A 15863-nucleotide genomic window follows, 5' to 3' on the forward strand; every position below is an offset into this window, starting at 1 on the left:
GAGCAAGAATAATTGTCGACATTTCTAGAGAGAGCTAATGGGTGAGAATGCTCAATGTCATTTATTTGCAAACACTCTGGAGGAGAATAGTGCAAAGCTATTCCGTCACGCACGTTACGCGTCGAGCAACAGCCATAGCTGTTGAAATTAAGGTGGTACCACGAAGTTAACTCGTCCTTATATTCCTATTGTTGGAATGTAAGGACGTTTTTTTATTTTTATTTTTAAAGGAGGGTTATTGTGATTCAACGACCAAAAGGGACTGCAGATATCTTACCTGAAGATATGAATCTATGGCATTATATAGAAGAAACTGCCAGAAGAGTTCTAGACCAATATCGTTATTTTGAGATTCGTACACCCATGTTTGAAAGTTATGAATTATTTTCCCGTAGTGTAGGAGAAACAACAGATGTAGTGTCTAAAGAAATGTATGATTTTTATGACAAGGGTGACCGTCATATTGCTTTGAAACCTGAGGGGACAGCACCAATTGTCCGGGCATATGTGGAAAATAAATTATACGCACCTGAACAGGTGAAACCTTATAAAGTCTATTATATGGGACCAATGTTCCGTTATGAAAGACCACAAAGTGGTCGCTTACGCCAATTCCATCAAATCGGTGTTGAAGTATTTGGTGAAGCAAATGCTGCCAAAGATGTAGAAACGATTGCTTTAGCAATGGATCTATTTAAATCGCTAAATATCCAACATATCAAGCTAGTGATCAATTCATTAGGGGACACCAGTTCGCGTCTTGCTTACCGCCAAGCTCTAATAGACTATCTAACACCATTTACGGATGAATTATCTGAAGATTCGAAAACACGTCTACATAAAAATCCGTTACGTGTATTGGATTCAAAAGATAAAAAAGATATCGAAATCGTGGCCAATGCGCCGTCAATCTTGGATTACCTTTCTGAAGAATCAACTAAACGCTTTAATGATGTGCAATCTTTATTGACAGCCTTAGGTATTGATTTTGAAATCGATCCAAATATGGTACGTGGTTTAGACTATTACCAAGATACAATTTTTGAAATCATGTCTGAAGACAAAGTCTTTGGGGCCCAAACAACAATTTGTGGTGGGGGTAATTATGACGGCCTAGTTCAAGAGATTTCAGATGGTAAAGAATCTGCTCCAGGATTTGGTTTTGGTTTAGGAATCGAGCGTTTGATCTTGTTGATGAAGGCGCAAGAAGTTCAAGTACCAGACATGCATGAGCTTGACGTTTATGTGGTGAATATCGGAGACGGTACGGATGAAGCAGCGATGAAAATTTTACAACACGTGCGTCACGCTGGTTTTTCAGCTGACCGAAACTTCTTTGGTGCCAAACCTAAAAAACAATTTAGAGACGCCAATAAATTAGGCGCAGACTTGGTTGTTACTATTGGGGAATCTGAATTGGAAAATAACCAAATCACGGTTAAACATATGACCTCTGGTAATGAAGCTGCCTACCCGCTAGAAAAATTTGCGGATGATTTTGCAAGCATTTACCAAGAATTAAACCAATAATAGTTATTTTTAAAATAGAGATACGAAACAAAAGAGATTTAAAATAAAAGGAGCTGCATATAATGCAACGTAGTGTGTATTGTGGAAATGTGTCTAACGAATTCGTTGGACAAACTGTAACATTAAAAGGATGGGTACAAAAACGTCGTGACCTAGGTGGGGTAATCTTTGTTGATTTACGCGACCGCGAAGGTATCGTTCAAGCTGTATTCAACGTGGAAAACTTAGGCAACCAATTTGCTGAAGCTGAACGTTTACGTTCTGAATACGTGATTGAGGTAACTGGTGAAGTTGTGTTACGTGGTGAAGGATTGGCGAACCCGAAAATTAAAACGGGTGACATTGAAGTGATGGTTTCTGATTTAACAATCTTAAACATTTCAAAAACACCACCATTCCCAGTTGAAGATGATATTGATGTAAACGACGAAATTCGTATGAAATACCGTTACGTTGACTTACGTCGTCCAAAAATGGCGAACAATATGAAATTGCGTCATCAAGTAGTATCAACAATCCACCGGTACTTAGATGATCAAGAATTTATCGAAGTAGAAACACCTTACTTAACAAAATCTACGCCAGAGGGTGCGCGTGATTACTTAGTACCATCTCGTGTACATCCAGGTGAATTCTATGCTTTACCGCAATCACCACAATTATTCAAACAATTGTTGATGTCTGCAGGTATGGACCGTTACTACCAAGTTGTTCGTTGTTTCCGTGATGAAGATTTACGTGGAGACCGTCAACCAGAATTTACGCAAATCGACTTAGAAACAACTTTCTTAACACAAGAAGAAATTCGTGATTTAGTAGAAGGTATGTTGAAAACAGTTGTGAAACGTACTAAAAACATTGATATCACTGAAAACTTCCCAATCATTACTTATGACGATGCAATGGCCCGGTACGGTAACGACAAGCCAGATACTCGTTTTGGTTTAGAATTAGTGGAAATTTCTGATATCGTTGACCAATACGAATTCAAAGTATTCAACCAAGCAATTGAAAAAGGTGGCATCGTTAAAGCTATCAATATCAAAGGTGCCGGTGACAACTACTCGCGTAAAGACTTGGACAACTTAACACCATTTGCATCTACATACGGGGCTAAAGGTGTGGCTTGGATCAAAGTCACTGACGAAGGTTTATCTGGTCCAATTGGTAAATTCTTTAAAGACAATCCTGCACCATTAATGGACCGTTTACAGGCTGAAACTGGTGACGTCTTAGTGTTCGTTGCAGATAAAGAATCAGTTGTAAACCAATCATTATCTGAAATCCGTTTGAAATTCGGTCGCGAATTAGACTTAATGGACAAAAACCAATTCAACTTCCTATGGGTAACAAACTGGCCATTGCTTGAGTATGATGAAGATACAAAACGCTTCAACGCAATGCACCACCCATTCACTATGCCTAACGAGGAAGACGTGGATAAATTAGCTGAAAACCCAGAAGATGTATACGCACAAGCTTACGATATCGTTTTAAATGGTTATGAAATCGGTGGTGGATCATTACGTATCTACCAAAAAGAAATGCAAATGCAAATGTTCAAAGCTTTAGGCTTTACAGAAGAATCTGCAACTTCTCAATTTGGTTTCCTATTAAATGCTTTAGACTACGGTTTCCCACCACACGGCGGATTAGCTTTAGGTCTAGACCGTTTAGTAATGTTATTAGCTGGTGAAGAAAACATCCGTGAAGTGATTGCCTTCCCTAAAAATGGTCGTGCATTTGACCCACTAACAGAAGCACCAAGCCAAGTATCAGAACAACAATTAGAAGAATTATCATTATCAGTCACTACAATTGATTTTGATTAAGTATAAAAAAATGGCCTCAGGGCCATTTTTTTAATGATCATCGTAAACTTGAAGTGTCATATCTAACAATTTTGAAGAGTAAATATATGTCGTATGGTAGAATATACTTAGATATATATTTACTTTTTTATTTGGAGGAGGATTAAGTTAATGAGTAAAAAATCATGGATATTAGCAATTGTTGCTGTTATTATCCTCGCACTGGGTGCATTTGGTAGCCAATTGACCAGCCAAACCAATGTCAATAATCTGCTTTCTGAGGGATCAAATGTGTTTTCAAGCGCGCAAAATATTATTGAAGTAGGGGACACAAACCGTCAGGTGGCGGTGTTAGAAGTCAATGGAACGATTGCAGACAACTCTGGGTCAGGTTCTTTTTCTGAAGGGATGGATTACCAAGGTATCCTAGATTCTATTGAAGAAATTAAAGAAAATGATGACGTTCAAGCATTATTATTAACCGTCAATTCACCAGGTGGTGGGGTATATGAGAGTACAGAATTATATAATGCCTTACTTGACTTAAAAGAAAGTCGTGAAATCCCAATTTATGTTTCAATGGGGCAAATGGCTGCTTCTGGTGGTTATATGATTTCAATGGTCGGTGATCAAATTTATACAGATAGTGAAACCACTACTGGTTCAATTGGTGTCATCATGCAAGTGCCGAACTTCTCAGGCTTTATGGAAGAGCATGGTTTAGCTATGGATACCTACAAATCAGGGGCATTGAAAGATATGGGTTCATCATTTAGAGGTGCTTCTGATGAAGAAAAAGACGTCTTAAATTCTTTCATTCAAGAGAAATACAACCGTTTTGTTGAGATTGTAGCGAATGGCCGCGGGTTGTCAACTGATGACGTGAAAAAATTAGCTGATGGCCGCATTTATTCAGGAAGACAAGCCGTTGAAAATGGTTTAGCTGACCAAATTGGTTACGAAGAAGATGCTTTAGCAGCTTTAAGAGCTGATAACAACTTGGAAACAGCTACCGTTGTAGACTACTCACCTACATCTGCTACTTCATGGTTGACTGATTTTATGTCATTATTAGCTGAGAAAAACTTATTTACTAGTCAATCAGAAACCAATACAGCGGATGAAATGACGCAAATTTTAGAGGTTTTAGAAGATACCTCAACACCTCAATTCTATTACATGTACGGAGGTGAATAAGATGTTTAAACGCCGTAAAAACGCTAAGGATAATCAAGATAGTGTTGAATTGCCGAAGCTAAATGAACGTCTTTATGAAGGGTCAGTAGAAACAGATTTTAAAGAAAAATGTCGTGAACGCAAAATTAAATCTTTGCAAGCTTCACCACAAGAAATCTTTTCAAATTATCGCCGTAACCTAGAAGCAGATATTGCTTCAGGATATGCTCGTAATCTATATGGCGGTTTCTGGATTCGTTTAGTTGCCTTCTTAATTGATTTACTGATGGTATACGCCTTACGTTTACTAGTCACGGGTGTCTTAAATGCAGTAACACAAGGCGCTTATAGCACCTTACCTGCTGCAGTAACTTTCCTAGTCGATCAATTCGTCTTAATTGCCTACTTTACCTTGTCCACATTCTTTACCAATGGCCAAACGATTGGTAAAGGGTTACTAGGCCTTCAAGTTGTAACCAACAAGCAATATAAATTATCCTTTATGACATGTTTACTTCGTGAAGGTTTAGGGAAAGTGATTTTAACGACAATTCCGTTTTTAGGTTTGATGGTTGTCTTCTCAAACAAGCGTCAAAATTTCATGGATTACTTTACAGATACAAATGTCATTTCATTAGGACAATTTGCTATGTTGTTTGAAGAAAATGCGATTTAAAATTGACAAAAGGTGTAGCTGAAACGCTACACCTTTTGTGGTACTTTAGCTAATGAAAACTGTGCCGCTTCTCGCACCCATTGAATAACTCTTGATTTTTTTGTTAGGTGCGTTATAATAATGAGAAATAAATGAAAACCTTTAACTTGCGTCCAGAGAGACGAAGAAGGCATGACACGTCTAGTTTTAACCGAATGGGGAAAGACTACTTCTTTTTGCGCACGCAAGTAGGGAAGTAGTCTTTTTTTCTTACTTAAGCAAATAATGGAGGTCATACCATGGTAAAAGTGATTATGAATGAAAAAGAAATTGGCCGCGCTTTAACACGTTTGTCTCATGAAATTATCGAACGATACAAGGGTATTGATAATTTGGTGCTTGTTGGGATTGAAACGAGAGGTGTTCCTTTAGCTGAACGTCTAGCTGCTAAAATTGAAGAAATTGAAGGAGTTGTTCCTGTCGAAAAAATCAATATCGATGGTTACCGTGATGACGCAGAAGAAGCTATTCAAGTGGCAAAAAAAGGGACAGATTTAACGGGTAAAAAGGTCATCTTGGTAGATGATGTTTTATATACTGGCCGGACAACACGCGCTGCTTTAGATGCTTGTGTTGACCTAGGTCGTCCAGCTGAGATTGCCTTAGCAGTTTTAGTTGATCGTGGACATAGAGAATTCCCAATCCGTGCAGATTTTGTCGGAAAAAATATCCCAACTGCTCGTGAAGAAGATGTAGTTGTGGCTTTAAATGAAGTAGATGATAAAGACGAGGTTTTAATTAAATAGACGTAGTGTATTACTTTAAGTGGGTCCGAGAGGCTACAAGTGATTTTTCTATGTGAACTGGTTTATGTAGAACCAGTGTATTCACCTAGCGAAGTGCTTGTAGACATGGATCTACAAGCACTTTTTTCGATGAAAGTAGGTATATGAATGCGACATTTCTTATCCGTAGAACAATTTACCAATGAAGAATTTATGAGGTTAGTGAGGAGAGCGTCTGACTTTAAACATGGACGAGACAGTTTTAAGAGCGACCGAACGATCGTGAACATGTTCTTTGAAAATTCAACGCGAACCAAAATGAGTTTTGAGATGGCTGAACACAAAATTGGCATGCATCGGATGAACTTTGACCTGACAACGTCATCCGTTAATAAAGGGGAGTCTCTATACGACTCAGTCTTGACCATGCAAGCAATCGGTGCCGACGTTGTGGTTATCCGCCATCCTGACGCTAACTATCCTGACCAACTGGTTAACCTTGATGTGCAGGTGGTAAACGCGGGTTCAGGAGCAGGTCAACATCCCTCCCAATCTTTACTTGATATCATGACCATTTACGAAGAATTCGGTGACTTTAGAGACTTAGATATCGCCATTATTGGTGATATCATGTATTCAAGGGTAGCCGTTTCCAATATGATGATGCTAAATCAATTAGGGGCGAATGTCATTTTTGCTGGGCCAAACCAATACTTTGATAAGCGCTATGAAAAATATGGTGAGTGGATGTCAGTTGACGACGCTGTGAAAACGGCCGATGTCGTGATGATGCTGAGAGTTCAATTGGAACGCCATCCAAACGGGGACAAGCCTTTTGAAAAGGCAGACTACCATGAACAATTCGGTTTAACGCGAGAACGATTCCAAACCATGAAAGACCACGCCATTATCATGCACCCAGCACCAGTTAACCGGGACGTTGAGATTGCGGATGAATTGATCGAGTGCGAGAAGAGTCGGATTGTGTCACAAATGTCCAACGGGGTTTATGCACGTATTGCAATTTTGGAATGGGTATTGAAAGGAAGATATGATGAGCTTAATAATCACAAATGGTAAACAGGTTACAAAAGATAATCAACTAGTAGATGTTCATTTAAAAATTGACGGCAAAAAGATTGTCGCAGTTAGCGAGCAATTAGATTTCGACATTGCGGATAATGACCAAGTTATTGATGTGGCTGGGAAATTAGTCACTACAGGATTGACAGATGTGCATGTTCACTTCCGCCAACCCGGTTTTGAAGATAAAGAAACGATTTTAACTGGTAGTCAAGCAGCAGCACGTGGTGGTTTTACCCGAGTGGCAGCCATGCCTAATTTGAATCCTGCACCTGATACACCGGAAAAATTAACAGCGATTCAAGAATTGATTGATCAAGATGCAGTCATTGAAGTCTTACAATATGCGCCAATTACAGGTAACCTAAAATCAGACAACTTAGTCGACATGGAACATATGCCAGAAGCCTTTGCTTTTACCAATGACGGGTTTGGGGTTCAAACTGCAGGCACTATGTATCTGGCTATGAAAGAAGCAGCACGCGTAGGTAAACCAATCGTTGCCCATACGGAAGACGAAAGTCTGTTGTTCGGTGGCGTGATGCATGAAGGTATTAAAAACAAGGAATTAGGGTTACCTGGTATCTTGAATGCAACCGAGTCAAGCCAAATCGCCCGGGATATTCATTTAGCGGAAGAAACAGGCGTTCATTACCACGTTTGTCATGTGTCAACAAAAGCCTCTGTTGCTGCCATTCGAGATGGTAAAGCACGCGGTGTGCATGTGACAGCTGAAGTGGCACCTCACCACTTAATCTTAAATGAACTTGATATTCCTTCAGATGATGCAACTTACAAGATGAACCCACCTTTACGCGGAGAAGTAGACCAAGCAGCTTTATTAGAAGGGCTTTTAGACGGGACTTTAGATATGGTCGCAACTGACCACGCACCCCATACCTTAGCTGAAAAGGCGAACGGTTTTATGCATTCACCATTTGGGATTGTGGGTATTGAAACGGCCTTCGCAGTGATGTACACAAATTTTGTAAAAACTGGCATAATGTCGCTAGCATTTTTATTAGAAAAAATGGCAACTGCGCCGACTGAAGTTTTCGGCTTAACACCTGCAACGGTTGCAGTTGACAGCCCAGCCAATATTGCAGTTTTTGATCTAGATCAAGCATATACAATTGATCCTGCTGACTACTTGTCAAAATCACAAGTGACACCATTCAACGGTGAAGAAGTGTACGGTATGTGCACATTGACCGTATTCCATGGGGAAGTTGTTTACGAGCAAAAATAATCCAAGTAAAACTTATTGAAGGAGGCTATTATGTCACGTTTAAGTGTGAAATTACCAGGTTTAGAATTGAAGAACCCTATTATGCCGGCATCAGGCTGTTTCGGCTACGGTGAAGGGTTCGCGGACAAATATGACTTAAGTATCTTAGGGGCTTTAGTGGACAAATCGACAACTGTTGAAGTGCGAAAAGGGAATCCAGATCCACGCTACTTCCACTCTGGCGAACGTATTTTAAATTCAGTTGGCTTAAAAAACCCAGGTGTTGAAGGCGTCCTAGCAGAAAAATTACCCTATTTAGCCCAATTTGATGTGCCTATTATCCAAAGTGTGGCAGGTAAAAACGTAGAAGACTATGTAGAAGCTACAAGAGCCTTATCACAGCCTGAAAATGTTAAAGCAATAGAGTTAAATATATCTTGCCCGAATGTTAAGTTAGGTGGTCTACAATTCGGGACAGATCCAGAAGTAGCCGCCGATTTAACAAAACAAGTCAAAGCAGCAACAGACTTACCTGTATATGTAAAATTAACGCCAAACGTTACGGACATTACAGCAATTGCCAAAGCGGTAGAAGGTGCAGGTGCAGATGCTATCGTCATGATTAATACGATTACTGGTCAAACATTTGACTTGGAAACAAGACAACCTATTTTAGGTGGCGTGACAGGCGGTTTATCAGGCTCTTCAGTGAAATATGTGGCCCTACGAATGGTTCGTCAAGTAGCCCAAGTGGTGGATATTCCAATTATTGGAGTAGGTGGGATTGAAAGTATCGACGATGTTTTAGAAATGATTATTGCGGGCGCAACAGCAGTCCAAGTTGGGTCAGCTAACTACGCGAACCCAATGGTTTGTAAGGAAATCATCGAAGGCTTGCCAACACGTATGGATGAATTGAATATTGAATCTATTGAAAAATTAGTCCAAGAAATGAAAATGATGATCAAACAATAAATACTTGAAAAACAGCGCTCATGACAATCATGGCGCTGTTTTTTTATTTTATAGTGTTATTTTAAGCTGAGTGGTTTCGCTCTCACCCTGGGTAGTCGGGTTTGAGCCTCAAGACAGGACTGCATTTCAGTTTAATTTGTAACTGACTTTGCACATCTACTGCCTTAAACTTCCAATGTTCCTGTCTGAACGTTGGCTCTCTCACCCTGGGGTGTTTCTTGAGTTGAAGAACATGATGATTAAGGTGGCTGTTTCTTCGATTGACCGGTCAGCGACGTTGATGACTGGACAATTCAACTCTTCGTATAGTTTGTTGGCGTAGGCCAATTCTTTTTCAATGCGGGCATCATCTGTATACAGACTGGCATTTTCAATCCCATATGACCGCATACGTTCGCGACGGAATTTATTTAAAACATTGACGTCATTGGTCAAACCAATAATTTTTGACCGCTCAATTTCATAAATAATATCTGGGATTCTAGATTCTGGGACCAGCGGCAGGTTGGCCACTTTATAACCCATATTCGCAAGATACATACTTAATGGGGTTTTAGACGTTCTAGAAATCCCTAATAAGACGATATCCGCATCGATAAAGCGTTTGGGTTGTTGACCGTCATCGTTATTGACCGCAAACTCTAAGGCCTCAATTCGTTTATAGTATTCATCGTCAAGTTGGTGGCGAATACCCGGTTTTCCGGACGGTTTCACATTTGTTTGACTCACAATCTGATCCATTAATTTGTCAAGGACATTCAAGTAGAAAATCCCCGCCATTTCACAATAATCTTCCGCAATTTTATTAAGGTCTTTATTGATGAAAGAAGCAACGATGGATGCTTTTTCAATTTTTGCCTGTTTTAAAATAGGTAGCAGCATGTCATCGTGTTGTATGAAAGGGTAATTAGTGATATCAAATTCAACGGATGGAAATTGAACGGACACGCTTTGGAAAATATCATTCACTAGCGACCCAACTGCATCCGAAATCAGGAAATATTTTGGCTTTTGTGGTGTGTCTTGGCTCATCTTTTTGCCTCCAATAATCTATATATTAAGTTTATTCTATCATATATAATGTGTAAGAAAAATCGAAGACAAAACAATTTGAATTCGAAACAAAAAAATGATATATTATTAATACGAATTCGAAATATAAAAGCTTAAAAGATATTTCATTAAAAGGGAGCAATAATTATGTCAACAGATTTATTAGGTATTCACCACGTAACTGCTATTACTTCAAGCGCGGAAAAAAACTATCAATTTTATGCAGGTGTTTTGGGCATGCGTTTGGTTAAGAAAACAGTTAACCAAGATGATATTCATACTTACCATACCTTCTTCTCAGATGATGTAGGAAACGCGGGTACAGATTTAACATTCTTTGACTTTCCGGACGTGCCAAGTGGTTACTATGGTACAAACTCAATTTCTCGTATCGGTTTACGTGTGCCAAATGATGCAGCCTTAGCTTACTACGAAGAACGGTTGAAATCATTTGATGTGAAGACTGAAGAAATTAAAGAAGTTTACGGAAAGAAAGTTTTACGTTTTGAAGATTTTGACGGTCAACGCCTACAAATCTTCTCAGATGAAAAAAACGAGGGTGTTGCACCTGGTAAACCTTGGAAAAATGGTCCGGTCCCAGAAGAAAAAGCGATTTACGGTTTAGGACCAATCGAAATTTCAGTATCTTACTATGAAGACTTTGGAAAAATTCTCGAACAAATCTATGGCATGAAACAATTGTCAGACGATGGCCAAGAAGCCCTATATGAAGTAGGCGAGGGTGGTAACGGTGGTCAAGTTATCTTACGTAAAGACTTAGTGACACCACCTGGATTACAAGGATACGGTGAAGTTCACCACGTATCATTTCGTGTCGCTGACCACGATGCCATCCAACATTGGGTCAACAAGTATCAACAAATCGGTCTACCGAGTTCAGGTTTAGTCGATCGTTTCTTCTTTGAAGCCCTATACGCACGTATCGGTGACATCTTGATTGAAATCTCAACTGATGGACCAGGTTTTATGGGTGATGAACCATATGAAACGTTAGGTGAATCATTATCATTACCGCCATTCTTGGAAGAAAACCGTGCGCATATTGAGTCGCAAATCCGTCAATTTGATACAACACAGCCCAATGATTATGGCTTCAAATCGTAATCAATCCGTGTTAGAATAGGTAGGAACTGGAGTGATAACTATGAATTTTGTAGATGAGTCCATGCAAGTCCTACACGAAGCTGGTTTTAAATATACCAAGAAACGTGCTGACATGTTAAACGTCTTTGATGAAGAAGGGGCCTATTTCCTGAGCGCCAAAGAAGTGCAGCAACGATTAGAAAACTTATATCCAGGTATCTCATTCGATACCATTTACCGGAACCTAAAATTATTCGAAGACCACCACTTCCTTGAAACCTCTGAAGTCAACGGGGAGATGGTCTTTAGAAAGCATTGTGATCCACATTTAGGACACCACCATCATTTTATCTGTACAAATTGTGGCAAGACGATTCCAATCAATTCTTGCCACATGACATTCTTTGCTGATCAATTACCAGGTTGTGAAATTGTCAGCCATACCATTGAATTACAAGGGCTTTGTAGTGAATGCCAGTAAGATAAATCTTTCGGAAAAGGAGCTAGAGACCATTTCTAGCTCTTTTTTCGTAGGTAAAATCGCAGCAAATTTGGCTAGCATTTTTCTGGTAAAGACTTGGGACATTTTCCCTTAGGAATACTTAAGACATATCCACTTGTAAATAATACAATTCTCAACAAATTTGCCTTAGGATAATTGACTTTATAAATATAATGGCGTATAATTCACTAGAACGTTTTTTCAAGTATGAAAGAACGATTTGTAGTAACGAGGGGAGGGAAATGTCATGTCAAAAACTGTAGTTCGTAAAAACGAATCACTTGACGACGCTCTTCGTCGCTTCAAACGTTCAGTTTCAAAATCTGGCACAATACAAGAAGCACGTAAACGTGAATTCTACGAAAAACCTTCAGTAAAACGTAAGAAAAAATCTGAAGCGGCTCGTAAACGTAAATTCTAATCGTTTACCTTGCGATAAAGGAGGCGGATCATGGCGTTATTAGACCAACTAAATACCGATATGAAGGTAGCCATGAAAGCTAAAGATAAATTTAAGTTATCTGTTATCCGTATGTTAAAAGCAGCAGTTCAAAATGCTGAAATTAACAAGGGAAGTGCATTGTCTGAAGATGAAGAAATTGAACTTTTGGCTCGCGAGTTGAAGCAACGAAAAGAGTCGGAAGCAGAGTTCCGTCAAGCAGACCATGTAGAATTAGCAGATAACGCAGTTGCTGAAATTGCGATTATCGAAGAATACTTGCCTGCACAATTATCAGAAGCAGAATTAGACGAGGGTGTCAAACAAGTCATTGACGAAGTTGGCGCTACATCTATGAAGGATTTTGGTAAAGTCATGCAAACTGCTGTGGCCAAATTTAAAGGTCAAGCGGATGGTAATGCAATCCAAACAGTAGCAAAAAAATATTTAGGTTAATGAATCTAGATCTGAGAGGGAAGTCTTCGGACTTCCTTTTTTGTTGGGCAAAGAATCGGTTCTTACACTTTAAATGAGAAAATAATTAAAAATAAATTAAAAACAATTTGCAATCACATCTTGTTTTTGATAAATTGTAGTTAGCAATTTGAAAGGAGTGACAACAATGCGCCAATTTAGAATATCTTCCAAATATATCATGCATGCTGGCGTATTTGTTGCGTCTCCATTTAATTCTGAACAAGATTTATTATTATTAGCTAAGTAGGATTCTTCTCTAGGAGAGTCCTTTTCCACGTGAAGCGGGCTCTAGCTAATGAAACGGCGGCCTGTTGACGGCCGTCGTTTTTTTATTAGCTGAGGGCAAAGTCGTCAAGAATAGTAAAAGTCTGGAAGTTGAGTGGAGCCTTTTTTCAAATCAATAAGATCTTAAAAGATAAAGGAGCGATTTTGATGGATTTAGGATTAAAAGGTAAAGTAGCAATTATTACTGGGGCAAGTAGAGGTATCGGATTTGAAACAGCGAAAACACTAGCTGAAGAGGGTGCACAAGTTGTGATTACAGCCCGCCACGAAGACCGATTAATTGAGGCACAAACAGCCATTAAAGAAGCGACAGGGGTTGAAGTGGATTACGCAGTAGCTGATGTCACAGATTTACCTGCTGTCCAAAAGGCGATCGCGGACACGGCATCCAAATACGGGACTATCGATATCTTAGTCAATAATGCGGGTGGCCACAGAGCGGGCTCATTTGAACAAGTAGATAATGACACATGGCGATTCGACCTAGAAATTAAAATTATTGGTGTGGCCAATTTTACCCGTGAAGTATTGCCTTATATGCGTAAACAAGCTTCAGGTTCAATTATTAGCGTGGTTTCAAATTCTGGTAAGACACCAGGTCCAAAGTCTGTACCAACTTCACCAGCTCGTTCAGCTGGTTTAGCTGTCATTAAAGAATTGAGTAAGGAGTACGGTGAATACAATATTCGGGCAAATGCGGTATGTATTGGTTATATCCGAAGTGAACAGGTTGAAAAGATGTGGCAAAATGACCCAGAAAATCCAACTTGGGAAGAGTTTTCAAAACAAAAAGCAAAAGATACGCATACGCCAATGGGCCGTGTTGGTGAAACAACAGAAGCTGCTAAAGTGATTAGCTTCCTTGCTTCAGATGCCGCCTCATATGTGAGTGGTGCAGCTGTCAATATTGATGGTGGCGCATCAGACGCTATGTAATTCTAAGGAGAAAAAAGCTTATGATGGATCAAGAAATTATTCACGCTAGTAAGACACTATATCAAGCAGATAATGAAAAAGTGCCGGTACAATACGGGAAATTTGGAATTGTCAATGAAGAAGACGGCTACCGAGTGCAACAAGCTGTGTTAGATTTAAGAAAAGAGGCTGGTGAAAAAGTTGCAGGTTATAAAATTTCCTTGTCAGCAAAAATTCAGCAATCATTTTTTAAGACCACAACGCCTTTATACGGCGTCATGACGGACAAAGGCGTCTGGGGTTCGGATATGGACCTGAGCAAATTTATGGGTCCTTTGTTAGAATTTGAAATCATATTCAAGGCTGAAGAAAGGATTTCGTCTGACGATTCAGTGGAAACCATTATGTCTAAATGCAAGGTGGCGACAGGATATGAAATCCCTGATTGCCGGTATGACGATTGGTACGGGAACATTTCAAAATTTGAATTGATTGCCGATGGGGCAGCCAATGCAGGTGTAGTAGCTGGTGAATACGTCAAACGGACTTATCAAGAAATTGATGACGTGATGGGGACAGTAACAGTAGATGGTCAACCATACACCCAAGGTTCTTCAAAAGAGGTGATGGGTCACCCAGCTTATTCAGTCCAATGGTTGGCACAGAAATTGGCTGAAACAGGCAAAGCTATTGAGCCGGGCATGTTTGTGGCTTCAGGTGCCGTTAATATGCCGAAAGTTATTAAACCAGGCGTTTATGTTGGCCAATTTGAAGGTCTACCTCCAGTTACGCTAAACGCTAAATAAAGGCAAAATAAAATCAAAAAAGCATTTGCTATTCCGAGATTTAGGAAAGCAAATGCTTTTATTGTCTATTTGACTTATTGTGATTTAATAGCCTTTTTCTTTTGAAACGACATTGACTGATAAATCGCCATCTTTTGTGTAAGCTGTTAAGTTAGCTTGGAATATCTTGTAAGTTTCAATTGCAAAGTGTTCTACTTGACCAGTCATATGTGGCGTCACATCAATCTTGTCATGGGCCCAGAAAGGGTGGTCTGCTGGCAACGGTTCTTCTCTAAAGACATCAAGGGATGCATAGGCAATGACACCTTGATCAATAGCTTCAATTAAGTCCTGGTCTACAATGGCTGACCCACGTCCCACATTAATAAATAAGGGTTGTTTTTCTTGACGACCGAAATATGTAGCATCAAAGACGTTTTGTGTGGCGTCTGTTTCTGGTAGGACGTTGACGATGATATTGGCATCAGTCACTTGTTTAAAGCCGTCCGCTGTTTTCACCGTTTGATTAAAGTAGTCTACATCGCTGCCTGACGTATTCACACCAACAGTTTTTAAACCGAATGCTTGGCCGATACGGGCGATTTCTTTTCCTACATTACCGGCACCAAACACGACCATTTTCTTTTCAGGCAAAGACATGTGTTGGGCATATTCCCAATGTTGTTTTTCTTCACGTGCCTTATAAATATGTAAACTCCGGTAGTAGTTCAAGATGTAACCAAAAACGGTTTCTGCGATTGGTATCGCATGAATCCCACTCATGTTGGTGATTTGAATCTTTTCATCAGCGACGATTTCTTTAGGTAGTTGATTGATGCCAGCGAATTGGACTTGGATCCAGCGAAGGCTGTTATAACCATTTGCTGCATATTTTTCAGCTAAATCAGCATCCCAGCCATATTGAATTTCAATATTGGGGAAGTCTGCGTCGGTCAACTCGTCCGCCATTTTCACCTGATAATCACTTGCTAAGTCTTTGATATCATCGATTTGCCAATCCTTTACAAGGTTTGCAATGGCTAATATTTTTTGCATAGTG

The 15863-nt window shown here is 39.6% G+C and carries 16 protein-coding genes; 14 read left to right on the forward strand and 2 right to left on the reverse strand.

Annotated features, from left to right (window positions below; translation table 11 throughout):
• Window positions 1–237: 237 nt before the first annotated feature.
• The 8 genes from hisS (at window position 238) to AC973_RS05080 (ending at window position 9243) form a co-directional block, all read left to right on the forward strand.
• Window positions 238–1530, forward strand: coding sequence for a histidine--tRNA ligase (hisS, locus tag AC973_RS05045; protein ID WP_048728095.1), 1293 nt, complete (start codon window positions 238–240; stop codon window positions 1528–1530).
• A 59-nt stretch (window positions 1531–1589) separates the two neighbouring features.
• Window positions 1590–3362 carry an aspartate--tRNA ligase gene (gene aspS / locus AC973_RS05050; RefSeq protein WP_026466002.1) on the forward strand — a complete coding sequence of 591 codons (1773 nt, stop codon included), beginning with the start codon at window positions 1590–1592 and terminating at the stop codon, window positions 3360–3362.
• Between the two features lie 150 nt (window positions 3363–3512).
• Window positions 3513–4538 carry a signal peptide peptidase SppA gene (gene sppA / locus AC973_RS05055; protein WP_048728099.1) on the forward strand — a complete coding sequence of 342 codons (1026 nt, stop codon included), beginning with the start codon at window positions 3513–3515 and terminating at the stop codon, window positions 4536–4538.
• 1 nt (window position 4539) lies between these two features.
• Window positions 4540–5193 (forward strand): RDD family protein, encoded by a 654-nt coding sequence (locus AC973_RS05060; protein ID WP_048728102.1) that lies wholly within the window; start codon window positions 4540–4542, stop codon window positions 5191–5193.
• Window positions 5194–5471: 278 nt separating this feature from the next.
• A complete protein-coding gene (pyrR, locus tag AC973_RS05065) occupies window positions 5472–5978 on the forward strand; it encodes a bifunctional pyr operon transcriptional regulator/uracil phosphoribosyltransferase PyrR (protein ID WP_003142739.1) in 507 nt (168 codons plus the stop codon).
• Window positions 5979–6125: 147 nt separating this feature from the next.
• Entirely contained in the window at window positions 6126–7037 is a 912-nt protein-coding gene (locus tag AC973_RS05070) for an aspartate carbamoyltransferase catalytic subunit (protein WP_048728105.1), read from the forward strand.
• Window positions 7012–8289 carry a dihydroorotase gene (locus AC973_RS05075; RefSeq protein ID WP_048728106.1) on the forward strand — a complete coding sequence of 426 codons (1278 nt, stop codon included), beginning with the start codon at window positions 7012–7014 and terminating at the stop codon, window positions 8287–8289. Before AC973_RS05070 ends, AC973_RS05075 begins: the two co-directional genes overlap by 26 nt.
• A 30-nt stretch (window positions 8290–8319) precedes the next feature.
• Window positions 8320–9243, forward strand: coding sequence for a dihydroorotate dehydrogenase (locus AC973_RS05080; RefSeq protein WP_048728109.1), 924 nt, complete (start codon window positions 8320–8322; stop codon window positions 9241–9243).
• A gap of 201 nt (window positions 9244–9444) precedes the next feature.
• On the opposite strand, the gene AC973_RS05085 is transcribed toward AC973_RS05080, so the two are convergent.
• Entirely contained in the window at window positions 9445–10275 is an 831-nt protein-coding gene (locus tag AC973_RS05085) for a pyruvate, water dikinase regulatory protein (protein WP_048728111.1), read from the reverse strand.
• Window positions 10276–10443: 168 nt separating this feature from the next.
• Here AC973_RS05085 and AC973_RS05090 point away from each other — a divergent pair, with 168 nt between their 5' ends.
• The 6 genes from AC973_RS05090 (at window position 10444) to AC973_RS05115 (ending at window position 14824) form a co-directional block, all read left to right on the forward strand.
• Window positions 10444–11421, forward strand: coding sequence for a ring-cleaving dioxygenase (locus AC973_RS05090; RefSeq protein WP_048728114.1), 978 nt, complete (start codon window positions 10444–10446; stop codon window positions 11419–11421).
• 40 nt (window positions 11422–11461) lie between these two features.
• Window positions 11462–11881, forward strand: coding sequence for a Fur family transcriptional regulator (locus tag AC973_RS05095; protein WP_048728115.1), 420 nt, complete (start codon window positions 11462–11464; stop codon window positions 11879–11881).
• A gap of 268 nt (window positions 11882–12149) precedes the next feature.
• A complete protein-coding gene (gene rpsU, locus AC973_RS05100) occupies window positions 12150–12323 on the forward strand; it encodes a 30S ribosomal protein S21 (RefSeq protein ID WP_003142732.1) in 174 nt (57 codons plus the stop codon).
• 30 nt (window positions 12324–12353) lie between these two features.
• Entirely contained in the window at window positions 12354–12797 is a 444-nt protein-coding gene (locus AC973_RS05105) for a GatB/YqeY domain-containing protein (protein WP_016897393.1), read from the forward strand.
• A gap of 453 nt (window positions 12798–13250) precedes the next feature.
• Window positions 13251–14039, forward strand: coding sequence for an SDR family NAD(P)-dependent oxidoreductase (locus AC973_RS05110; protein WP_048728117.1), 789 nt, complete (start codon window positions 13251–13253; stop codon window positions 14037–14039).
• Between the two features lie 20 nt (window positions 14040–14059).
• A complete protein-coding gene (locus AC973_RS05115) occupies window positions 14060–14824 on the forward strand; it encodes a 2-keto-4-pentenoate hydratase (RefSeq protein WP_026466012.1) in 765 nt (254 codons plus the stop codon).
• An 84-nt stretch (window positions 14825–14908) separates the two neighbouring features.
• Here the strand turns inward: AC973_RS05115 and AC973_RS05120 are convergent, their stop codons facing one another.
• Complete coding sequence (locus AC973_RS05120; protein ID WP_048728119.1) at window positions 14909–15859, reverse strand: phosphoglycerate dehydrogenase; 951 nt, start codon at window positions 15857–15859, stop codon at window positions 14909–14911.
• Window positions 15860–15863: the final 4 nt, after the last annotated feature.

The sequence above is a fragment of the Carnobacterium sp. 1290_CSPC genome (assembly GCF_001053265.1).
GTDB classification, from domain to species: Bacteria; Bacillota; Bacilli; order Lactobacillales; family Aerococcaceae; genus Aerococcus; species Aerococcus urinaeequi.